This is a genomic window from Pseudomonas sp. 313, assembly GCF_000316965.1.
Taxonomy (GTDB): Bacteria; Pseudomonadota; Gammaproteobacteria; order Pseudomonadales; family Pseudomonadaceae; genus Chryseomonas; species Chryseomonas benzopyrenica.
Genome location: NZ_ANBZ01000067.1, coordinates 96,337 through 117,243, shown reverse-complemented (window position 1 = coordinate 117,243; position 20,907 = coordinate 96,337). Strand labels below are relative to the sequence as shown.

Sequence of the window (20,907 nt, the reverse complement as noted above, 5' to 3'; positions counted from 1 at the left end):
GCCTGTTACCCTAGGCTCGGAGGCGGCTGCCCAGGTGCATTGCGCCCGAGCGGCCTGCGAGGGCTGCGCAACCGGCGCCGCGGGCAGGGGTCCAAGCGCCGACACCTTTGAAATCATTGCAAGGAATTGCCCATGCGGGAGTGGAACTTGAGATCGGGATGGCTCCGGCTGGTAGCAGCGCTCGTCGCGCTCTACCTGCTGGTCAGCCTGGCGATAGGCTGGTACTGGAGTCGTGAGCCGGATTTCTTCCCGGTGCAGCAGCATGCCCAGGAGGCGGCCGCGGCCAGCGGGCGCAAGCTGGTGCTCGGCTACACCACGGTCGAGACCCTCAAGCAGGTGGCCGGCACCCTGCTGGACAAGCCGGGCGGCTATCTCTCCAACGACATCTTCCCGCCGGGCCTCTGGCTCGACGACATGCCGTCCTGGGAATATGGCGTGCTGGTGCAGACCCGTGACCTGGCGCGCGCCCTGCGCAAGGACTTCGCCCGTTCCCAGTCGCAGTCCACCGAGGACGTCGATTTGGCCCAGGCCGAGCCGCGCTTCAACTTCGACAACCACAGCTGGGCCATGCCCTCGTCGGAATCCGAGTACCGCGCCGGCATCGCCTCCCTGGATCGCTACCTGGCGCGCCTGGGTGGCCAGAACGCCCAGGGTCAGCCCGCCGCCTACTTCTATTCGCGCTCGGACAACCTGCGCAACTGGCTGGGCGACGTCGAGACCCGGCTGGGCTCGCTGTCCCAGCGACTCTCCGCCAGCGTCGGTCGCGTACGCCTCGATGCCGAGGTGCGGCCGAACCAGGACATCCCTGCCGGCCAGGTGCCGGAGGTGCATGAGCAGCGCGTCGAGACGCCCTGGCTGCAGATCGACAACGTCTTCTACGAGGCCCGCGGTCAGGCCTGGGCGCTGTCGCACATCCTGCGCGCCATCGAGGTGGACTTCGCCGACACCCTGGCCAAGAAGAACGCTACGGTTAACGTGCGCGAGATCATCCGCGAACTGGAAGCGGCGCAGCAGCCGGTCTGGAGTCCGATGATCCTCAACGGCAGCGGCTTCGGCATCCTGGCCAACCATTCGCTGGTGATCGCCAACTACATCTCCCGCGCCAACGCCGCCATCATCGACCTGCGCCAGTTGCTGGAACAGGGCTGATGACGCCGGACGCACGCGAGGCGGCGCATCGCGCCGCCTCCGACCGGGAGCTAGTGGTCTGGGTCGATCACCAGGACTGCATCCAGGGCGAATTGCCGCGGGCAGAACTGCGTGCCCGTGGCCTGATCGGCCGCTGCACCTTCATTCTGCTGTTCAATGACGCCGGCGAACTCTGCGTACACCGGCGCACCCTGAGCAAGGCGCTCTATCCCGGCTACTGGGATGTCGCTGCCGGCGGCATGGTGGCGCCCGGCGAGAGCTATGCGCAATCGGCGGCCCGCGAGCTGGCCGAGGAGCTGGGCGTCAGCGGCGTGGCCTTGCGCGAGCATGGCACCTTCTATTTCGAAGAGCCCGGCAATCGCCTCTGGGGCGGCGTGTTCAGCGCGCGCTGGAACGGCCCGCTGCGGCTGCAGCCGGAAGAGGTACTGGAGGCACGCTTCCTGGCGCCGGCCGCCATTCTCGATGAGGCTCGCCAGCGACCCTATTGCCCGGATTCGCTGGAGGCCCTGCGCCTGGCCGTCAGTCGGTCGGATGTCGCATCCCTGCCTTAATTTCTCGCATTCGCGCCTTAGCATCCGCGGGCGATGCTGCTACATTGCGCGGCCCCGGACTAGCGCGGCCCGTGCCGGCCGGCGCTGCATCCAAGGTTTCCTCCAGGCGCCCGGCGTCTGAATCGAACTGGGAGAACCGTCCCTTGAGCAAGAAAACCTCCTCGCTGTCGGATCTCAGCCGGCTGGTGTATTCCACCGACGTCGGCCGCATTCGTCCGGAAGAACCCCAGGCACCGACCCCGGCCGGTGACGGCATCGCCCGCGTGCGGCGCGAGACCAAGGGCCGCGGCGGCAAGACGGTGACCACGGTCAGCGGCGTCCCCCTGGGCGAGGAAGAGCTCAAGGACCTGGCCAGCGCGCTCAAGCGTCGCTGCGGGACCGGTGGGGCGCTCAAGGATGGCGTCATCGAGATCCAGGGCGATCATGTCGACCTGCTGCTCGGCGAACTCGAAAAGCGCGGCTTCAAGACCAAGCGGTCGGGAGGCTAGGCCAGGCCTTCCAGCCCCCGCGTACAACTTACCGCCCCTGGCGGCGGTCCATCCAAAGCAAGATTCCCTATAGGAGATTCCCGCGAATGTCCCCACGACGCACGCGCAAAGATGACGGCAGCCAGTGGACCGTGGCGGACAGCCGCAGCGTCTATGGTATTCGCCACTGGGGTGCCGGCTACTTCGCCATCAGCGATGCCGGCAACGTCGAAGTCCGCCCCCACGGTCCGGACGGCCAGCCGATCGACCTCCATGTGCTGGTCGGTCAGCTGCGCGAAGCGGGGCTGTCGCTGCCGCTGCTGGTGCGTTTCCCCGACATCCTCCAGGGCCAGGTGCGCCACCTGACCGGTGCCTTCGATCGCAACATCGAGCGCCTGGACTACCAGGGCCGCTACACCGCCCTCTATCCGATCAAGGTCAACCAGCAGGAAGCGGTGGTGGAAAACATCATCGCCACCCGTGACGTCTCCATCGGCCTGGAAGCCGGCTCCAAGCCGGAGCTGATGGCGGTGCTGGCGCTGGCGCCCAAGGGCGGCACCATCGTCTGCAACGGCTACAAGGACCGCGAATTCATCCGCCTGGCGCTGATGGGCCAGAAGCTGGGTCACAGCGTCTTCATCGTCATCGAGAAGGAATCCGAGGTCCCGCTGGTGATCGAGGAGGCGGCCGAGCTCAAGGTCACGCCCCAGGTCGGCCTGCGGGTGCGGCTGTCGTCCCTGGCGTCGAGCAAATGGGCCGACACCGGTGGCGAGAAGTCCAAGTTCGGTCTCTCCGCCGCCCAGCTGCTGTCGGTGATCGAGCGTTTCCGCGCCGCCGGCCTGGAGCAGGGCGTGCGCCTGCTGCACTTCCACATGGGCTCGCAGATCGCCAACCTGGCCGACTACCGCCAGGGCTTCCGCGAGGCCATCCGCTACTACGCCGAACTGCGCGCCCTGGGCCTGCCGCTGGACCACATCGACGTCGGTGGCGGCCTGGGCGTGGACTACGACGGCACCCACTCGCGCAACGCCAGCTCGATCAACTACGACATGGACGACTACGCCGGGACCGTGGTCGGCATGCTCAAGGAATTCTGCGACCAGCAGGAATTGCCGCATCCGAACATCTTCTCGGAAAGCGGCCGCGCCATGACCGCCCACCACGCCATGCTGGTGATGCAGGTCACCGACGTCGAACGCCACAACGACAGCGTGCCGGCCAGCGAGCGCTTCGAAGGCAAGGCCGAGGTGGTGCAGTGGCTGGCCGAGCTGCTCGGCGACACCGATCCGGAGATGGTCACCGAGACCTACTGGCGCGCCACCCAGTACGTCAGCGAAGCCGCTGCCCAGTACGCCGCCGGCACCCTGAGCCTGAGCGACAAGGCCCTGGCCGAGCAGTGCTACTTCGCCATCTGCCGTCGCCTCTACAACCAGCTCAAGGCCCGCCAGCGCTCCCACCGCCAGGTGCTCGACGAACTCAACGACAAGCTGGCCGACAAGTACATCTGCAACTTCTCGGTGTTCCAGAGCCTGCCCGACACCTGGGCCATCGACCAGATCCTGCCCATCGTGCCCCTGACCCGCCTGGACGAGGAGCCGGTGCGCCGCGCCGTGCTGCAGGACCTGACCTGCGACTCCGACGGCAAGATCAAGCAGTACGTCGACGAGCAGAGCATCGAGACCAGCCTGCCGGTGCACGAGGTGCGCGAGGGCGAGGACTATCTGCTGGCGGTGTTCCTGGTGGGCGCCTACCAGGAGATCCTCGGCGACATGCACAACCTGTTCGGCGACACCGATTCGGTCAACGTCTACCAGGACGCCGACGGCAGCGTGCGCCACGGCGGCATCGAGACCCACGACACCATCGAGGACATGCTCAGGTACGTGCACCTCTCGCCCGAGGAGCTGATGACCTACTACCGCGACAAGGTCGCCAGTGCGCGCCTCACCGCGCGCGAGCGCACCCAGTTCCTCGACGCCATGCGCCTGGGCCTGACCCGTTCCTCCTATCTCGCCGGCTGACGAAGCGAACCCTGGCGGCCGGGCGGGCTCTATAGCCTTGCCGTCAGGATGGAGGAGCAGAGGTATGAAAGGGCGCTTGGCGCTGTTGCTGATGGGCAGTCTGATGCTGGCCGGCTGCGGCAAGGTCAATCAGGAAAACTATTCCCGGCTCAAGGCCGGCCAGACCAAGGCCGAGGTGGAGCAGATCCTGGGTGCGCCCACGGAATGCGCGGGCGCCCTGGGCGTCACCACCTGTACCTGGGGCGACCGCGGCTCCTTCATCAGCGTGCAGTATCTCAACGATAAGGTGGCGATGTTCGCCGGGCAGGGTCTGCGATGAAAACCTCTACCAAACTGCTACTGCTGGCGGGTGCCGCCGGACTGCTCGCGGCCTGCGCCAGCGGCCCGCGCGAAGTCCCGCCGCTCACCGCGGGCAATGTCGATCTGCAGCGCTACCAGGGCCACTGGTACGAGGTGGCGCGACTGCCGATGTTCTTCCAGCGCAAGTGCGCCCAGTCCGAAGCCAACTATCACGTCATGGCCGATGGTTCGGTCGCCGTGTTCAACCGCTGCCGTACCCTGGACGGCAAGGTGGAGGAAGCCACCGGCACCGCCACCCCGATCAAGCCGGGCGTGACTGATCGCCTGGAAGTGCGCTTCGATACCTGGTTCAGCGGTGTCCTGCCCAACGTCGCCAAGGGACCCTACTGGATCCTCTATGTCGACGACGACTACAAGACCGCCCTGGTCGGCAGTCCGGATCGCAAGTACCTCTGGTTGCTGGCGCGCAAGCCCGACATTTCCGCGGCGCAGAGCGAAAAGCTGCTGCGCATCGCTCGCGAGAAGGGCTACAACCTCAATCGTCTGGTCTGGCGCGAGACCGACGCCCACATGCCCTAGGCCACAGGAGCTCTCCGTGAAACTCTGGACCGATGCCTTTGCCGACAACGCCTTCATGCCCAAGCGCCACGAATTCGACGTGGCCGACTTCGGTGCCCACGGCGACAACATCTCGCCCGCGCTGCAGTGGTCCGATCTGCCGGCGGATACCAAGAGCCTGGCGCTGACCGTCTACGATCCGGACGCTCCCACCGGCAGCGGATTCTGGCACTGGGTGGTGGTCAACATCCCGGTCGGCACCCAGGGTCTGGCGGAAGACGCCGGCCGCGCCGATGGCTCGGGCCTGCCGGCGGGCGCCCTGCAGCTGATCAACGACTATGGCACCCGCGGCTTCGGCGGCGCGGCGCCGCCCAAGGGTGATAAGCCGCACCGCTACATCTTCCAGCTGCATGCGCTCAAGGTCGATCAGCTGCCGGTGCCGGCGGACGCGACCAATGCAGTCGGTCGCTTCATGATCCATCTCAACCAGCTGGCTTCGGCGACCTACACCGGTCTCTACGAGATCAAGTAGGGCCGCGGACGGACGGGCTAGAGCGCGTCCGTCGAGGTCGCCAGGCGGATGCCGGCGGCGCGCATCTCGGCGAGGAAGGCGTCGCCCTGGGCTTCGAAGCCCGGCACCGAATGACTGCAGTCGGTCAGCAGCACCAGGTCCTGGCGCCGCTCCACCGGCCAGAATTCCAGTAGATCGCGAACGGTACTGGCCACGCAGTGCGAAAGCGCCTCGCCGGCGATCAACAGGGTATCGGCCGCCTGGAGGCGAGCGATCAGGCCCGCGTCCACCGCGGTGCCCGGGTCCGCCGGATCCGGGACCTCGGCGCGCAGCGCCGAATAGTGTTCGGTATGGGGATTGCCGCCCTTGGCGATGAAATCCACCAGGCGTCCCTGCTGCCGGCCCCAGGCATTGAGCGCCTGATGGACATCCTGCTGCACCCCATGGCCCCAGCCGCCCACCAGGCAGTGCTCCGGCCAGATCACCAGGCGATAGCGACCCCCGGCTTCCAGTGCCTGCACATAGGCCAGCGCCCGGGCGCGTTCGGCCGGATCGCGGGTCTGCCAGCGCCCGTTGGCCACCTCGTCCGCACCGATCTGGGTAAAGGGCGCCGGTGGCTGGCCCTGGGCATCCTGCCAGCCGTGCGGGTGGGCGATGTGCAGCGGCTGATGGGAGTCCAGGGTCACCTGCACCCCGCTGAGGCGGGCACCCAGGCGCTCGATCAGGGCCGCGACGCGCTGCAGTCCGGCCACCGCACCGGGCACCGGCAGGGCCGCGCCCGGCAGGTCGCAGAAATCGTTTTGCGGATCGATCAGCAGCAACTGCAGCTTGGCATGGGACATGGCGATCTCCTCGGGCGACTGGCCGTCGATGGTGCGGGTGTCACTGGACGCGAAGCAAGCCCGGGCAGCGTGGAAACCCGGTAAGGTGCAGGTCTATGATGAAGGGGCCGACCCTGCCCCGCGGAGCGCGACATGCTGAATCTGTATCCGGAAATCAAGCCTTATGCCCGCCACGAGCTGGCCGTCGAAGCGCCCCATGTGCTCTATGTCGATGAGAGCGGCTCGCCGGATGGTCTGCCGGTGCTGTTCATCCATGGCGGACCCGGCTCCGGATGCGATCGCCTGAGCCGGCGCTTCTTCGATCCCAATCTCTATCGCATCGTCACCTTCGATCAGCGCGGCTGCGGTCGCTCCACGCCCTATGCCAGCCTGGAAAACAACACCACCTGGCACCTGGTCGAGGACATCGAGCGCCTGCGCGAACACCTGGGCATCGAGCAATGGGTGCTGTTTGGCGGCTCCTGGGGGTCGACCCTGGCGCTGGCCTATGCCCAGCGCCATCCCGAGCGGGTCAAGGCCATGGTCCTGCGCGGCATCTTTCTCTGTCGCCCAGTGGATCTGCAGTGGTTCTACCAGGAGGGCGCGAGCCGGCTGTTTCCCGATTTCTGGCAGGACTATCTGCACCCCATCGCCGAGGAAGAGCGCGGCAATCTCATCCAGGCCTACTATCGCCGCCTGACCGGTCCGGACGAACTGGCACAGATGTCTGCCGCGCGCGCCTGGTCCTGCTGGGAGGGGCGTACGGTGTCTCTGAGGCCCAATCCCGACGTGCTGGAGAAATTCAGCGAGCACGCCCTGGCCATCGCCCGCATCGAGTGTCACTACTTCATCAACGACGCCTTCCTCGAGCCCAACCAGCTCTTGCGCGACATGCCCAGGATCGCCCATATCCCGGCGGTGATCGTGCACGGCCGCTACGACATGGTCTGCCCGCTGGATAATGCCTGGGCCCTGCACCACGCCTGGCCGGGCAGCGAATTGCAGATCATCCGCGACGCCGGTCATGCGGCCAGCGAGCCCGGTATCTGCGACGCCCTGGTGCGGGCGACCGACCAGATCGCCCGCCAGCTGCTCGATCTGCCCCAGGAGGCCGAGTGAAGGCGCTGCTGCAAAGGGTCAGCCGCGCTAGCGTCGAGGTCGAGGGAGATACGGTCGGCGCCATAGGCGCGGGCCTGCTGGTCCTGGTGGGTATCGAACCGGCGGATGACGAGGCCGCCTGCAGTCGCATGCTCAAGCGGCTGCTGGAGTACCGGGTGTTCGCCGATGGCGAGCAGCGTATGAATCTGTCCCTGCAGGACGTCGGCGGCGGCTTGCTGCTGGTCTCCCAGTTCACTCTGGCCGCCGATACCCGCAGCGGCCGCCGGCCGAGCTTTTCCAGCGCCGCGCCACCGGCCCAGGGCGAGCGGCTGTTCAACCATCTGATAGGCCTCGCCCGCGACCTTCATCCCGAGGTCCAGACCGGTCGTTTCGGCGCCGACATGCAGGTTTCCCTGGTCAACGACGGACCAGTGACATTTTTATTGTCGATTTAGTGAGGGCGCCCCTTACAGCGCCCTGCCAAGTGTCTATGATTGCGCAGTTCGAGTTTGAACGGTCGTCCAACTGGGGAATCATTGACCCCTGCGGGAGTCGGACCTCTGCCTATCCGTTTCGCGACCACCCGTCGCCAAACGTATTCGTACGCTGATTTAGGAGGCTGCGTGTTATCTCATTCCAAAGTTAAGCCGGGCAAGCAGGGCTTCGCCCTGATCGGGCTCTCCGTCGCTCTGGGTCTGTTCAGTGCCCAGGCCCTGGCCTTCAGCCTGGACGACGTGGCCGCCAAGGCCAAAGAACTCTCCGGCCAGAAATTCGTCGCGCCCAAGAGCAACCTGCCCGCATCCTTCAGCGGCATGAAGTATGCCGACTATCAGCAGATCACCTTCAATCAGGACAAGGCCTACTGGAAGGATGCCAAGACGCCCTTCCGCCTGAACTTCTATCACGAGGGCATGCACTACAGCGTGCCGGTGAAGATCAACGAGGTCACCGCCAACAACGTCGAAGAGATCAAATACGATCCCTCGATGTTCAACTTCGGCAACCTGCAGGTCGACCAGGCCCAGCTCAAGGATCTCGGCTTCGCCGGATTCAAGGTGCTCTATCCGCTGAACAAGGCGGACAAGCATGACGAGCTGATGACCATGCTCGGCGCCAGCTATTTCCGCGTGATCGGCAAGAACCAGGTCTATGGCCTGTCCGCCCGTGGCCTGGCCATAGACACCGCGCTGCCGTCCGGCGAGGAATTCCCGCGCTTCACCGAATTCTGGGTCGAACAGCCCCAGTCGGATCGCCGCAATCTGGTGATCTATGCGCTGCTCGATTCGCCGCGCGCCACCGGTGCCTATCGCTTCGTGCTGACTCCCGGCAAGGACAGCACCGTCGACGTCGAAGCCAAGGTGTTCCTGCGCGACAACGTCAACAAGCTCGGCATCGCGCCGCTGACCAGCATGTACCTGTTCGGCCCCAACCAGCCCAGCGCCCAGGTCAACTATCGTCCGGCGCTGCACGACTCCAACGGGCTGGCCATCCATGCCGGCAACGGCGAGTGGCTGTGGCGTCCGCTGAACAACCCGCGCCGCCTGTCGGTCAGCACCTACACCATCGAGAATCCGCGTGGTTTCGGTCTGCTGCAGCGTGGCCACGAGTTCTACAAGTACCAGGACCTGGACGAGCGCTACGACAAGCGTCCCAGCGGCTGGGTAGAGCCCAAGGGCGACTGGGGCAAGGGTCACGTCGAGCTGGTGGAAATCCCCACCCCGGACGAGACCAACGACAACATCGTGGCCTTCTGGACGCCGGACACCCTGCCGGAGAAGGGTCAGCCGATCGATGTCAGCTATCGTCTGCACTTCACCACCGACGAACCCAACCTGCACACCAAGGACCTGGCCTGGGTCTCCCAGACCCGTCTGTCCACCGGTGACGTGCGCCAGTCCAACCTGGTGCGCCAGACCGATGGCAGCCTGGCCTACATCATCGACTTCGAAGGTCCGAACCTCGATGACCTGCCCGAGGATTCGCAGGTCGGCTCCCAGGTCAGCCTGGATGCCAACGGTGAACTGGTCGAGAACTCTGTGCGCTACAACCCGGTTACCAAGGGCTATCGCCTGACCTTGAGACTCAAGGTCAAGGATCAGACCAAGCCGGTGGAAATGCGCGCCAACCTCGCCCAGGGTGACAAACCGCTCAGCGAAACCTGGACTTACCAGCTACCTGCCAATGAATAACACCACCCGCGATACCTCGGTCGCCGCTGCTGGCGACTACCTCGAACACCTGCCGTTGCCCGCCGGGCAACGGCAGGTGCTGGACCAGACGGCGGACGTCGAGTCGCTGCACCGGCAACTGGCCGGTGCCCGCGGCGCAGGCGCCCAGGGTGCCGAGGCGGTGATCGCCTCCACCGAAGCGCGTCTGGCCGCTGGTTGGGACGACACCCTGGAGGATGGCGAGCTGCTGGGCAGCGATGCCCAGGGTCGCGTCTTCATCAAGGCCACCCCGCCCATGACCCGCTCCATGATGGTGCCCGATCCCTGGCGCACCAATCCTGTGGCGCGGAGCTGGAAGCGGCTGCTCGGCCGCAAGGATCACAGCCGCTGGCAACCCGATCCCGAAGCCGATGCCCATGCGCACTGGCGCAAGGTCGGTTCCTTCCGGCGCTTCATCCTGCTGATCCTGATGCTGGTGCAGACCGGCATCGCCACCTGGTACATGAAGGCCGTGCTGCCCTATCAGGGCTGGGCGCTGGTTGATCTCGGCGAGGTCTACCGTCAGGGCTGGGGCGAGTCCATCCGCCAGGTACTGCCCTATGTGGTGCAGACCAGCATCCTGCTGCTCTTCGCCCTGCTGTTCTGCTGGGTATCCGCCGGTTTCTGGACCGCCCTGATGGGCTTCTGGCAACTGCTCAGCGGCCGCGACAAGTACAGCATCTCGGCCAGTTCCACCGGCACCGAGCCGATCGATCCCCAGTCGCGTACCGCCCTGGTGATGCCCATCGCCAACGAAGACGTGCCGCGGGTCTTCGCCGGTCTGCGCGCCACCTACGAGTCGGTCCGCGCCAGCGGCGAGCTGGAGCACTTCGACTTCTTCATCCTCAGCGACAGCAACGATCCGGACAAATGCGTGGCCGAAGAAAAGGCCTGGCTGGAGCTGTGCCGCGAGGTCGGTGGCTTCGGCCACATCTTCTATCGCCGTCGTCGCCGTCGGGTGAAGCGCAAGAGCGGCAACATCGACGACTTCTGCCGTCGCTGGGGCAGCCAGTACAAGTACATGGTGGTGCTCGACGCCGACAGCGTCATGAGCGGCGAATGCCTGGCCAGTCTGGTCCGGCTGATGGAAGCCAATCCGCGTGCCGGCATCATCCAGACCGCGCCCAAGGCGTCCGGCATGGACACCCTGTACGCGCGCCTGCAGCAGTTCGCCACCCGGGTGTACGGACCGCTGTTTACCGCCGGCCTGCACTTCTGGCAGCTGGGTGAATCCCACTACTGGGGCCACAACGCCATCATCCGGGTCAAGCCGTTCATCGACCACTGCGCCCTGGCACCGCTGCCGGGCAAGGGTTCGTTCGCCGGCGCCATCCTCTCTCACGACTTCGTTGAAGCGGCGCTGATGCGGCGTTCCGGCTGGGGCGTGTGGATCGCCTACGACCTGCCGGGCAGCTACGAAGAACTGCCGCCCAATCTGCTGGACGAACTCAAGCGTGACCGCCGCTGGTGCCATGGCAACCTGATGAATTTCCGGCTGTTCCTGGTCAAGGGCATGCACCCGGTACACCGCGCGGTGTTCCTCACCGGGGTGATGTCCTACCTGTCGGCGCCGCTGTGGTTCCTCTTCCTGGTGCTGTCCACGGCGCTCTTGGCGATCCACAAGCTGCTGGAACCCCAGTACTTCTTCCAGCCCCGCCAGCTGTTCCCGGTCTGGCCCCAGTGGCATCCGGAGCAGGCGATCGCGCTGTTCTCCACCACCCTGATCCTGCTGTTCCTGCCCAAGCTGCTCAGCGTGGTGCTGATCATCGCCAAGGGTGCCAAGGAATTCGGTGGCGGCCTGCGGCTGTTCCTTTCCATGATGCTGGAGATGCTCTTCTCGGTGCTGCTGGCGCCGGTGCGGATGCTGTTCCACACGGTGTTCGTGACCGCCGCCTTCCTGGGCTGGTCGGTGCAGTGGAATTCGCCCCAGCGGGACGACAACGACACGCCCTGGAGCGAAGCCTTCCGCCGCCATGGTTCGCAGATGCTGCTTGGTCTGATCTGGACCGCCGGCGTAGCCTGGCTGGATCCGCGTTTCCTCTGGTGGCTGTCGCCCATCGTGGTATCGCTGATCCTGTCGGCACCGGTGTCGGTGATTTCCAGCCGGACCAACCTGGGTCTGGGCAGTCGCCGCCATCACCTGTTCCTGATCCCGGAAGAGTACGCACCGCCGCGCGAGCTGGTGGCGACCGACGAGTACCTGCACCTGAACAACCGCAACGCCCTGACCAAGGGCTTCCTGCGCGCCACTGTCGATCCGGTGCTCAATGCCCTAGCCATCGGCATGGCCCGCGGTCGCCACGGCAAGGTGGTGGAACCGGCACGCCGGCTGCGCGAAGAGCGGGTAGCCCGGGTCCTGGCCGCCGGTCCCGAGAAGACCAAGGGCGACGACCAGTGGCGTCTGCTCAGCGATCCGGACGGCATGGCGCAGCTGCACCTGCAGGTCTGGAAGGCCGAAGAGCACCGCAATTGGCGGGAAGCCTACGCCACCCTGCGGCCGCGCTCCCATAGCGACTCGGCCGCGGATGCCGCAGCCAGTCCGGCCAGTCTGAACCCGCGGCCCGCCTCCTGAGGCGGCGCTCCGCGCATTGAAAAAGCCCCGGTGTCGCGAGACGCCGGGGCTTTTTCTTGTCCCTGATCGGGCTAAAACAGGCGCGCTAGAACAGGCGGGCGAGGAGGGCGGGTACGGCGTTCTCGACGCGCAGGATGCGCTCCCCGAGCTGTACCGGCGCCAGGCCCGCTTCCTGCAGCTTTTCAACCTCATAGGGTATCCAGCCACCCTCCGGACCGATCGCCAGCGTCACGGGCTCGCTGAGGGCGCGCGGGCAGGCCGGGTAGTTGCCCGGATGACCGACCAGGCCGCGGGTGCCGGCGGCGAGCGCGGGCAGGCGATCCTCGACGAAGGGCTTGAAGCGCTTTTCGATCAGCACCTCCGGCAGCACCGTGTCCCGGGCCTGCTCCAGTCCCAGGCGCAGTTGCTCCTCGATGGCCGCGGGCGCCAGGAACGGGGTCTGCCAGAAGCTCTTTTCCACCCGGTAGCTGTTCAGCAGCACCAGGCGTGCGACGCCCATGGCGGACACCGTCTGCAGCACCCGGCGCAGTATCTTGGGACGGGGCAGGGCCAGCAACAGGGTGAGCGGCAGCTTGGCCGGCGGTGGCTGGTCGAGGGTGACGGTCAGGCAGGCCTGGCCAGCGTCGAGGGACTCGATCTGGCCGGTACCCATCAGGCCATCCAGCAGGCCGACGCGCATCCGGTCGCCGGCAGCCGCCTGGTGGACCTCGCGCAGATGGGCGAGACGGCGCGGATCGCGCAGCACGACCCGGTCAGCGGCCGTGAAGTCGGCCGCTTCGAGCAGGATCAGATTCACGGACGTTCGGCGGGCGGCTGGGCTTCGGGGGCGGCGTCTTCGTCGCTGAGCGGGCGCTCGCGCTTCTGCACGAAGCGGCCGAACAGCAGGCCGATCTCGAACAGCAGCCACATGGGCACGGCCAGCATGGTCTGGGAGAAGACGTCCGGCGGGGTCAGGATCATGCCGACCACGAAACAGCCGATGATGACGTAGGGCCGGATCTTCTTCAGGTAGGCCACATCGACCACACCGATCCAGATCAGCAGCACGGTGGCCACGGGAATCTCGAAGGCGACGCCAAAGGCGAAGAACAGCGTCAGGATGAAATCCAGATAGGCGTTCAGATCCGGCATCATCATGGCGCCTTCCGGCGTGATGCTGCTGAAGAAGTGGAAGATGATCGGGAACACCAGGAAGTAGGCGAAGGCCATGCCGGCGTAGAACAGCACGATGCTGGAGATCAGCAGCGGGATGGCAACCTTCTTTTCATGTCGATAGAGCCCGGGCGCGACGAACCCCCAGACCTGGTGCAGGATCACCGGCATGGCGATGAACAGCGATACCACCAGCGTCAGCTTGAAGGGCGCGAGGAACGGCGAGGTGACGTCCGTGGAGATCATGGTCGCGCCTTCGGGAAGGACGCGGCGGATCGGCTCGGAGGCGAAGGCATAGATCTTCTGGGCGAAGTAGAACAGCCCGAGAAAGATCAGAAAGGTCGCCAGCACGCATCTGAGGATGCGGGTACGTAATTCGGTGAGGTGCGAGACCAGGGGCATTTCCTGGTCATCGTGTTCGGAAGGCTTGTCGCTCATGGTGCTCTTGGCGGCGTCTGGGGCGGATCCTGCGGGCGTTCGGCAACCACGTCCTGAGGCATGGGCGGAGCAACGGCGGCCGGTGGAGTCTGGGCTTCCGGGGTGGAAGCGGCAGGCTTGGGCCGGTTGTCGCGCTGTTCCATGGACAGGATATGCTCGTTGCGCAGCTGCTGGCGAATTTCGTCAGCGCCGATCTCGCGCTCCACTTCCTGGCGGATGCTGTTGAAGCTGCGCCTCAGGCGACCGATCCACAGACCCGCGGTGCGCGCGGCACCGGGCAGGCGTTCCGGGCCCAGCACCAGCAGGGCCACGAACCCCACCAGCATCATTTCGGGAAAGCTGATTCCGAACATGGCGGGGCCTTAGTCCTTGCGCACCACCGGCTCTTCGACCTTGCGATGCTCGGCATCGAAGGTCTGGGGACGATTCAGGGGCGCATTCGGGTTGGCCGTGCTGGCGGTGGGCGCCGGCTGTTCGGCCTTGTCGTCCTCATCGGTGTGCATGGCCTTGCGGAAGCCCTTGATGGCCTCGCCCACGTCGGAGCCCAGATGCTTCAGGCGTTTGGTGCCAAAGACGATCACCACGACGAGCAGGATGACGATCCAGTGTTTCCAGTCGAAGATACCCATGGTCTTTCCTCGTTGCGAAGCTTGGGGTCAGGATTGAGTGCGGGCGGCCTTTTCGGCGTGCCCGGAGAGGCCGAAACGACGATCCAGCTCGTCCAGCACGGCCTGGGGATGCTGGCCCAGGGCCGAGAGCATGATCAGGCTGTGGAACCAGAGGTCGGCGGTCTCGTAGATGACGTCGTCGTATTGCTGGCTGATGGCGGCGTCCTTGGCGGCGAGAATGGTCTCGACGCTTTCTTCGCCGACCTTTTCCAGGATCTTGTTCAGACCCTTGTGGTAAAGGCTGGCCACATAGGAGGAGTCCGGGGCGGCCTGCTTGCGTTCTTCCAGCACCTGCGCCAGGCGCGCGAGGGTGTCAGTCATGGCCGTGCCCTCCGGCATAGATGGCGCTGGGGTCCTTGACCACCGGATCGACGGTCTCCCACTGGCCGTCGCGCAACACGCGATAGAAGCAGCTTTCCCGGCCGGTATGGCAGGCGATGCCACCGAGCTGTTCCACCTGCAGTACCACCACGTCGGCATCGCAATCCAGGCGCAGCTCGAGAACGCGCTGCACATGCCCGGATTCCTCGCCCTTGCGCCACAGCCGGTTGCGCGAACGCGACCAGTAGACCGCACGGCCTTCGGCGGCAGTCAGGGCCAGGGATTCGCGGTTCATCCAGGCCATCATCAGGATGCGCCCCGAGGTGGGGTCCTGGGCAATGGCCGGTACCAGGCCGTCGCTGTTCCAGTGGATCTCGTCTAACCAGTCGCTCATGAGTCTGTTCAATACTACGAATTAGGGTACTTGGCTCTGTCCGAAAAATGCCTGCGCTCGGTCATGCGGCGTTAAAAATCCGTTCGGAATGCTCATTTACCGTTCGTAAACTCCGCTTCCTCACGGATTTTTGCCTTGCCTGACCTTCGCTCGGCGACTTTTCAAACAGGCCCTAGCCTCGCATAAGACGCAACTCGAATACAGCGGCAGGGCACCAGTGGCTGAGGGCGTGTATTTCGCCCGATAAAAATGACAGGACGGTTACAGCTTAAGGAGTTCAGCGCCTGATCACCAGAACCAGACCGCCGACCAGCATGGCCCAGGCCGGCCAGGCGTGGGGCTGGGGTTCGAGGCCCAGCTGGGCGGCACCGACCAGCAGGACCGCGCCGATGACCCGCACGATCCAGTCGTCGTTGCGTCTGCCCCAGGGGTTGGGTGGATCCTTGCGATGCGGCTGGGTGATGCGTTCCAGGGTATCGCGGGCCATCTGCGCCAGATGCGGGATCTGTTCCAGTTGCTGCTGGATGTTGCGGGCGACCTGCGGCGGACTCAGCCGCTTGCGCATCCACTTTTCCAGATAGGGCTTGGCGGTGGACCAGAGGTCCAGGTCCGGATAGAGCTGGCGACCCAGCCCTTCGATGTTGAGCAGGGTCTTCTGCAGCAGCACCAGTTGCGGCTGGATCTCCATGTTGAAACGGCGCGCCACCTGGAACAGCCGCAGCAGCAGCTGGCCGAAGGAGATGTCCTTGAGCGGCTTCTCGAAGATCGGCTCGCAGACGGTGCGGATGGCCGCTTCCAGTTCGTTGACCTGGGTGTTGGCCGGCACCCAGCCGGAGTCGATGTGCAACTGGGCGACCTTGCGGTAGTCGCGCTGGAAGAAGGCCCAGAGGTTGCGCGCCAGGTAGTCCTGGTCCTCGGGGGTCAGGCTGCCGATGATGCCGCAGTCCACGGCGATGTAGAGCGGATCCCAGGGCTTGGCGGTGCTGACGAAGATGTTGCCCGGGTGCATGTCGGCGTGAAAGAAGCTGTCGCGAAACACCTGGGTGAAGAAGATCTCCACGCCGCGCTCGGCCAGCAGCTTGAAGTCCGTGCCCTGGTCGCGCAGGGCGGCCAGATCGGTCACCGGGATGCCGTAGATGCGCTCCATGACCAGCACTCGCTCGCGGCACCAGTCCCAGTACACCTGGGGCACGTAGAGGCGCTCGGAACCCTCGAAATTGCGTCTGAGCTGGCTGGAGTTGGCCGCCTCGCGCAGGAGGTCCAGTTCGTCGTAGATGGTCTTCTCGTAGTCGCTGACCACGTCCATCGGATGCAGGCGGCGGGCTTCGGCGGAGAGCTTTTCAGCGGTGCGCGCCAGCAGGAACAGCCAGGCGATGTCCTGGCTGATGATGTTCTTCAACCCGGGCCGCACCACCTTGACCACCACTTCCTCGCCGGTGCGCAACTGGGCGGCATGGACCTGGGCCACCGAGGCCGAGGCCAGCGGCTGGTGATCGAAGCGGGCGAAGGCCTGCTTGATGGGTACGCCAAGCTGGGACTCGATGAGCGCCACGGCCTTTTCCGGCGGAAAGGGCGGGACCTTGTCCTGCAGGAACATCAGTTCGTCGGCGATATCCTCGGGCATGAGATCGCGCCGGGTGGAGAGGATCTGGCCGAACTTGACGAACACTGGGCCCAGACCTTCCAGCGCCAGGCGCAGGCGGGCACCGCGCGGCAGGGTCTTGCTCGGCCGCGGCAGCCAGCGCCAGGGCAGCACGTAGCGGGTGGCGCGCAGGTACCAGGGCAGCGGCAGGGCGTAGACGATGTCGTCCAGCCGATAGCGGATCACCACGAAGAAGATCCGCAACAGGCGGTTGAGGGCAGCGAACAGCTTCATTCGTCGGGGTTATCCCTGGCGTTGCGGGCGGTGCCCAGGCGGGCGAGGCGGGCGTCGAGACGATCCACGTCCAGGCGCAGGGCATCGATCTCGGCGAAGCGGGCCTCGCCTTCCAGGCGGCCGACCAGCTGACGACTCTCCTCGTTCAGCCAGTTGGACAGCGTCAGCTGCAGACTGTCACGCGTCTGTTCGCCGAGTGCCTGGCTGCGTCGGGCCAGATCACCCAGGAGTGCGGCTGGCAGCGGGCCGAGCCAGCGACTGACTTCGTGCTGCCAGTCCAGCTCCAGCTTCTGCAGGATGTCGGACAGTTCGATCAGCAGGGCGCTGTCGCCCTCCAGGCGCACGTCCGGCTGGTGCAGCACGCGTTGCTTGTCGCGGGCCAGAGCCAGTTCAGCGAGGCGCGTCGCCGGGGCGCTCAGGGTGCAGTCGATGTCGCCCTCGTGATGGGCGGCGAAGTGCAGGCCGTCACCCGCGGGCAGGATGTACAGGCGTAGCGCCGGTTGCCGGGTCTGGACCGCGATCACCCGTCCGGTCAGGCCGGCCAGGCGCGGCAAGGCCACCGGATCGAGCGCCAGCAGCGGATTCAGGCCACGCTCCAGTGCGGCCAGCAACGCCTGGGTGACGAGGGCCATCAGGGCTTGATGCCGCGATGCAGGGCGACCACGCCGCCGGTCATGTTATGGAAGGTGACCCGGGCGAAGCCGGTCTCTTCCATCATGGCCTTGAGGGTCTGCTGATCGGGGTGCATGCGGATCGATTCGGCCAGGTAGCGGTAGCTCTCGGCATCGCCGGCCACCAGCTTGCCCATCAGCGGCAGGAAGCCGAAGGAGTAGGCGTCATAGGCCTTGGACACCAGCGGGTTGGTGGGCTTGGAGAATTCCAGCACCAGCAGCCGGCCACCGGGTTTGAGCACGCGCAGCATCGAGGCCAGGGCCTGGTCCTTGTGGGTGACGTTGCGCAGGCCGAAGGCGATGGTGATGCAGTCGAAATGGTTGTCGGGGAAGGGTAGCTTCTCGGCATCCGCCTGGACGAAGCGCACATTGCTGGCGACGCCTTCGTCGAGCAGGCGATCGCGGCCGACCCGTAGCATGGAGTCATTGATGTCGGCCAGGACCACCTCGCCGGTGGGGCCGACCAGACGGGCGAACTGCTTGGTCAGGTCGCCGGTGCCGCCAGCGATGTCCAGTACGCGGTTGCCGCGGCGCACGCCGGACAGTTCGATGGTGAATCTCTTCCACAGCCGGTGGATGCCCGCCGACATCAGGTCGTTCATCACATCGTACTTGGCCGCCACCGAATGGAAGACCTCCGCGACCTTGTAAGCCTTCTGGCTCTCCGGGACGCTCTGGTAGCCGAAGTGGGTCTGGGATTCGGCCTCGGGGCCTTTGCGCGGATCGCTCATGGGGCTACACCTGGGACAGGGACAAGAGGGCATTCTAGCAGGCCGATCGCCCGGGATGTCCGGCTAAAACGGGGGCTGACCGCTCGGTTCTCGCGATTGGCGACGTGGCGGGCCCTCGCTATAGTCAGGGCCCCTTATCCGGAGTTCCCCGATGTCCCAGATCACCATCGAACGCAGCCATTCGCTCGGCCTGGAAGGCGCTCGCCAGAAAGCCGACCAGCTGGCGGAAAAACTCACGCGCGACTATGGGGTGGCCTGCGCCTGGGAAGGCGATACCCTGACATTCACGCGCAGCGGCGTAGACGGGCGGATCGAGGTCGGCGAAGACCGGGTGCGGGTACTGGCGACCCTGGGCATGATGTTCTCGATGCTCAGTGGCCAGATCGAAAAGGAAATCGAGCGCAAGCTGGACAAGGCCCTGGCGGCCTGAGCCAGCGCTAGAGCATCAGCTTGACCGCGCTGACGTGCGGATCCCGCGTCTTGCCGGCGCGGGCCAGCTGTTCCAGGTAGTCGGCCCAGAGCTGGTCGCGGCGACTGCCCAGTTCATAGAGATAGTCCCAGCTGAACAGGCCGCTGTCGTGGCCATCGTCGAAGGTCAGCTTGATGGCGTAGCGCCCCGCCGGTTCCACGGCGGTGATGCCGACCTGCTGCTTGCCCCACTGTAGTACCGGATTGCCGTGACCCTGGACCTCGGCCGAGGGCGAATGCACCCGCAGGAATTCGGCGGGCAGCTCGAAGGTTTCCGCGCCATAGCTGACGCTGAGGATCTTGGAGGCCTTGTGGAGCTGGATGGCGGTAGGGGTACGCATGCTGAGGTTCTCTGGGCGGCGATTCAGTCTTTGCTTGAGGCCAACGCGGCCCTGACGGTCCGCCGATGTGGCCGCTCTTAGCAACCGCTGTAGGTTGGGTTGAGCGCAGCGAAGCCCACCATGGGTTCAGGGCGCAGGCAACGTTGGGCTTCGACGATAGAGCTGTCTCAACCCAACCTACGGTCTGTTGCAGCCATGGCCGCGATCAACCAGGCATCAGGCTTGCCGTCACAGTATATAGCGCGACAGGTCTTCGTCCTGGGCCAGTTCACCCAGATGGCCGTTCACATAGGCCGCGTCGATGACGATGGGCTCGCCATTCTGCTGACCGGCGAGGTCGGCGGCGCTGAAGGACACCTCTTCCAGCAGGCGCTCCAGCAGGGTGTGCAGGCGGCGGGCCCCGATGTTCTCGGTCTTCTCGTTGACCTGCCAGGCGATCTCGGCGATGCGGGTGATGCCGTCGGCGGCGAATTCCACCAGCAGTCCCTCGGTCTTGAGCAGTTCGCGATACTGCTCGGTGAGGGAGGCATGGGGCTCGGTGAGGATGCGCTCGAAGTCCTGCGGGGTCAGCGCCTTGAGTTCGACGCGAATCGGCAGACGACCCTGCAGCTCCGGTACCAGATCGCTGGGCTTGGACAGGTGGAAGGCACCCGAGGCGATGAACAGGATGTGGTCGGTCTTGACCATGCCCAGCTTGGTGTTGACGGTGCAGCCTTCGATCAGCGGCAGCAGGTCGCGCTGTACGCCCTCGCGGGAGACATCGGCACCGCTGGTGTTGCCGCGCTTGGCGACCTTGTCGATCTCGTCGATGAAGACGATGCCGTGCTGCTCGACGGCTTCCAGGGCGCGGCCCTTGAGTTCTTCCTCGTTGACCAGGCGCGCGGCTTCTTCATCGCGCACCAGCTTGAGCGCTTCCTTGACCTTGAGCTTGCGCTGCTTGGTCTTGCCCTTGTGCATGCCGGCGAAGAGATTCTGCAGCTGGCTGGTCATCTCCTCCATGCCGGGCGGGGTCATGATCTCGACGCCGGCCGGGGTGTCGGCCACCTCGATGTCGATTTCCTTGTCGTCCAGCTGGCCTTCGCGCAGGCGCTTGCGGAACAGCTGGCGGGTGTTGCTATCGGTGACGGTCGGCTGGGGTTCGTTGCTGAAGCCCACCGAAGGCCGCGCCGGCGGCAGCAGGGCATCGAGGATGCGCTCTTCGGCGGCATCTTCGGCGCGATGGCGGTTACGCACCATCTCCTGCTCACGCAGCATCTTCACGGCGGCATCGGCGAGATCACGGATGATGGACTCGACGTCGCGGCCGACATAGCCGACCTCGGTGAACTTGGTCGCTTCCACCTTGAGGAAGGGGGCGTTGGCCAGCTTGGCCAGGCGCCGGGCGATCTCGGTCTTGCCCACACCGGTCGGGCCTATCATCAGGATGTTCTTGGGGGTGACCTCGGGGCGCAATTCGACGGGCAGCTGCATGCGCCGCCAGCGGTTGCGCAGGGCGATGGCCACGGCGCGCTTGGCGTCGTCCTGGCCGATGATGTGGCGGTTGAGTTCGTGGACGATCTCGCGGGGGGTCATGGACATGGGCAGTCTCTAAA

Annotated in this window: 24 protein-coding genes; 12 read left to right on the top strand and 12 right to left on the bottom strand. The window is 65.6% G+C overall.

Annotated features, from left to right (window positions below):
- Nucleotides 1-132 precede the first annotated feature (132 nt).
- The 7 genes from C722_RS0113795 to C722_RS0113765 all read left to right on the top strand — a co-directional run bounded on the left by C722_RS0113795 (nucleotide 133) and on the right by C722_RS0113765 (nucleotide 5,578).
- Nucleotides 133-1,149 (top strand): DUF2333 family protein, encoded by a 1,017-nt coding sequence (locus C722_RS0113795; RefSeq protein ID WP_017641053.1) that lies wholly within the window; start codon nucleotides 133-135, stop codon nucleotides 1,147-1,149.
- The gene (locus tag C722_RS0113790) at nucleotides 1,149-1,700 is read left to right on the top strand and encodes an NUDIX hydrolase (RefSeq protein WP_017641052.1); all 552 of its coding nucleotides are present in this window, start codon (nucleotides 1,149-1,151) and stop codon (nucleotides 1,698-1,700) included. Before C722_RS0113795 ends, C722_RS0113790 begins: the two co-directional genes overlap by 1 nt.
- A gap of 143 nt (nucleotides 1,701-1,843) precedes the next feature.
- On the top strand, nucleotides 1,844-2,188 hold the full coding sequence (locus C722_RS0113785) for a translation initiation factor Sui1 (RefSeq protein ID WP_017641051.1): 345 nt from the start codon (nucleotides 1,844-1,846) through the stop codon (nucleotides 2,186-2,188).
- An 86-nt stretch (nucleotides 2,189-2,274) separates the two neighbouring features.
- Nucleotides 2,275-4,188 carry an arginine decarboxylase gene (gene speA / locus C722_RS0113780; RefSeq protein WP_007161593.1) on the top strand — a complete coding sequence of 638 codons (1,914 nt, stop codon included), beginning with the start codon at nucleotides 2,275-2,277 and terminating at the stop codon, nucleotides 4,186-4,188.
- Between the two features lie 64 nt (nucleotides 4,189-4,252).
- A complete protein-coding gene (locus tag C722_RS0113775; RefSeq protein ID WP_017641050.1) occupies nucleotides 4,253-4,507 on the top strand; it encodes a hypothetical protein in 255 nt (84 codons plus the stop codon).
- A complete protein-coding gene (locus tag C722_RS0113770) occupies nucleotides 4,504-5,067 on the top strand; it encodes a lipocalin family protein (protein WP_007161595.1) in 564 nt (187 codons plus the stop codon). Before C722_RS0113775 ends, C722_RS0113770 begins: the two co-directional genes overlap by 4 nt.
- A gap of 16 nt (nucleotides 5,068-5,083) precedes the next feature.
- Entirely contained in the window at nucleotides 5,084-5,578 is a 495-nt protein-coding gene (locus tag C722_RS0113765; RefSeq protein WP_017641049.1) for a YbhB/YbcL family Raf kinase inhibitor-like protein, read from the top strand.
- A 17-nt stretch (nucleotides 5,579-5,595) separates the two neighbouring features.
- Here C722_RS0113765 and C722_RS0113760 read toward each other — a convergent pair whose 3' ends face one another.
- A complete protein-coding gene (locus tag C722_RS0113760) occupies nucleotides 5,596-6,399 on the bottom strand; it encodes a hypothetical protein (RefSeq protein ID WP_017641048.1) in 804 nt (267 codons plus the stop codon).
- Between the two features lie 132 nt (nucleotides 6,400-6,531).
- Here C722_RS0113760 and pip point away from each other — a divergent pair, with 132 nt between their 5' ends.
- The 4 genes from pip (at nucleotide 6,532) to mdoH (ending at nucleotide 12,255) form a co-directional block, all read left to right on the top strand.
- The gene (pip, locus tag C722_RS0113755) at nucleotides 6,532-7,497 is read left to right on the top strand and encodes a prolyl aminopeptidase (protein WP_017641047.1); all 966 of its coding nucleotides are present in this window, start codon (nucleotides 6,532-6,534) and stop codon (nucleotides 7,495-7,497) included.
- Nucleotides 7,494-7,931 carry a D-aminoacyl-tRNA deacylase gene (gene dtd / locus C722_RS0113750; RefSeq protein ID WP_017641046.1) on the top strand — a complete coding sequence of 146 codons (438 nt, stop codon included), beginning with the start codon at nucleotides 7,494-7,496 and terminating at the stop codon, nucleotides 7,929-7,931. The genes pip and dtd overlap by 4 nt, the downstream gene beginning before the upstream one ends.
- Before the next feature lie 213 nt (nucleotides 7,932-8,144).
- Nucleotides 8,145-9,665 carry a glucan biosynthesis protein G gene (locus C722_RS0113745; protein WP_186354039.1) on the top strand — a complete coding sequence of 507 codons (1,521 nt, stop codon included), beginning with the start codon at nucleotides 8,145-8,147 and terminating at the stop codon, nucleotides 9,663-9,665.
- Nucleotides 9,658-12,255, top strand: a complete 2,598-nt coding sequence (gene mdoH, locus C722_RS0113740; RefSeq protein ID WP_017641044.1) for a glucans biosynthesis glucosyltransferase MdoH — start codon at nucleotides 9,658-9,660, stop codon at nucleotides 12,253-12,255. The genes C722_RS0113745 and mdoH overlap by 8 nt, the downstream gene beginning before the upstream one ends.
- Before the next feature lie 85 nt (nucleotides 12,256-12,340).
- Here mdoH and C722_RS0113735 read toward each other — a convergent pair whose 3' ends face one another.
- From C722_RS0113735 to ubiE, 9 genes are all read right to left on the bottom strand, one after another.
- On the bottom strand, nucleotides 12,341-13,051 hold the full coding sequence (locus C722_RS0113735; RefSeq protein WP_017641043.1) for a 16S rRNA (uracil(1498)-N(3))-methyltransferase: 711 nt from the start codon (nucleotides 13,049-13,051) through the stop codon (nucleotides 12,341-12,343).
- Nucleotides 13,048-13,845 carry a twin-arginine translocase subunit TatC gene (gene tatC / locus C722_RS0113730; RefSeq protein ID WP_017641042.1) on the bottom strand — a complete coding sequence of 266 codons (798 nt, stop codon included), beginning with the start codon at nucleotides 13,843-13,845 and terminating at the stop codon, nucleotides 13,048-13,050. The genes C722_RS0113735 and tatC overlap by 4 nt, the downstream gene beginning before the upstream one ends.
- Nucleotides 13,842-14,198 (bottom strand): Sec-independent protein translocase protein TatB, encoded by a 357-nt coding sequence (tatB, locus tag C722_RS0113725; RefSeq protein ID WP_007161604.1) that lies wholly within the window; start codon nucleotides 14,196-14,198, stop codon nucleotides 13,842-13,844. The genes tatC and tatB overlap by 4 nt, the downstream gene beginning before the upstream one ends.
- Nucleotides 14,199-14,207: 9 nt before the next feature.
- On the bottom strand, nucleotides 14,208-14,474 hold the full coding sequence (locus tag C722_RS0113720) for a twin-arginine translocase TatA/TatE family subunit (protein ID WP_007161605.1): 267 nt from the start codon (nucleotides 14,472-14,474) through the stop codon (nucleotides 14,208-14,210).
- A 27-nt stretch (nucleotides 14,475-14,501) separates the two neighbouring features.
- Nucleotides 14,502-14,834 (bottom strand): phosphoribosyl-ATP diphosphatase, encoded by a 333-nt coding sequence (locus C722_RS0113715; RefSeq protein WP_007161606.1) that lies wholly within the window; start codon nucleotides 14,832-14,834, stop codon nucleotides 14,502-14,504.
- Nucleotides 14,827-15,228, bottom strand: a complete 402-nt coding sequence (gene hisI, locus C722_RS0113710) for a phosphoribosyl-AMP cyclohydrolase (RefSeq protein ID WP_017641041.1) — start codon at nucleotides 15,226-15,228, stop codon at nucleotides 14,827-14,829. The genes C722_RS0113715 and hisI overlap by 8 nt, the downstream gene beginning before the upstream one ends.
- Before the next feature lie 277 nt (nucleotides 15,229-15,505).
- Nucleotides 15,506-17,104 carry a ubiquinone biosynthesis regulatory protein kinase UbiB gene (ubiB, locus tag C722_RS0113705; protein WP_017641040.1) on the bottom strand — a complete coding sequence of 533 codons (1,599 nt, stop codon included), beginning with the start codon at nucleotides 17,102-17,104 and terminating at the stop codon, nucleotides 15,506-15,508.
- The gene (locus C722_RS0113700; protein WP_017641039.1) at nucleotides 17,101-17,736 is read right to left on the bottom strand and encodes an SCP2 domain-containing protein; all 636 of its coding nucleotides are present in this window, start codon (nucleotides 17,734-17,736) and stop codon (nucleotides 17,101-17,103) included. Before C722_RS0113700 ends, ubiB begins: the two co-directional genes overlap by 4 nt.
- Entirely contained in the window at nucleotides 17,736-18,506 is a 771-nt protein-coding gene (ubiE, locus tag C722_RS0113695; protein ID WP_017641038.1) for a bifunctional demethylmenaquinone methyltransferase/2-methoxy-6-polyprenyl-1,4-benzoquinol methylase UbiE, read from the bottom strand. Before ubiE ends, C722_RS0113700 begins: the two co-directional genes overlap by 1 nt.
- Before the next feature lie 151 nt (nucleotides 18,507-18,657).
- On the opposite strand from ubiE, the gene C722_RS0113690 reads away from it, so the two are divergent.
- Nucleotides 18,658-18,936, top strand: coding sequence for a polyhydroxyalkanoic acid system family protein (locus tag C722_RS0113690; RefSeq protein ID WP_017641037.1), 279 nt, complete (start codon nucleotides 18,658-18,660; stop codon nucleotides 18,934-18,936).
- A gap of 7 nt (nucleotides 18,937-18,943) precedes the next feature.
- On the opposite strand, the gene C722_RS0113685 is transcribed toward C722_RS0113690, so the two are convergent.
- Together C722_RS0113685 and hslU are read right to left on the bottom strand one after the other, a co-directional pair.
- Nucleotides 18,944-19,315, bottom strand: coding sequence for a gamma-butyrobetaine hydroxylase-like domain-containing protein (locus tag C722_RS0113685; RefSeq protein WP_017641036.1), 372 nt, complete (start codon nucleotides 19,313-19,315; stop codon nucleotides 18,944-18,946).
- Between the two features lie 228 nt (nucleotides 19,316-19,543).
- Nucleotides 19,544-20,893: an ATP-dependent protease ATPase subunit HslU gene (hslU, locus tag C722_RS0113680; RefSeq protein WP_017641035.1), complete on the bottom strand. Its 1,350-nt coding sequence runs from the start codon at nucleotides 20,891-20,893 to the stop codon at nucleotides 19,544-19,546.
- Nucleotides 20,894-20,907 lie beyond the last annotated feature (14 nt).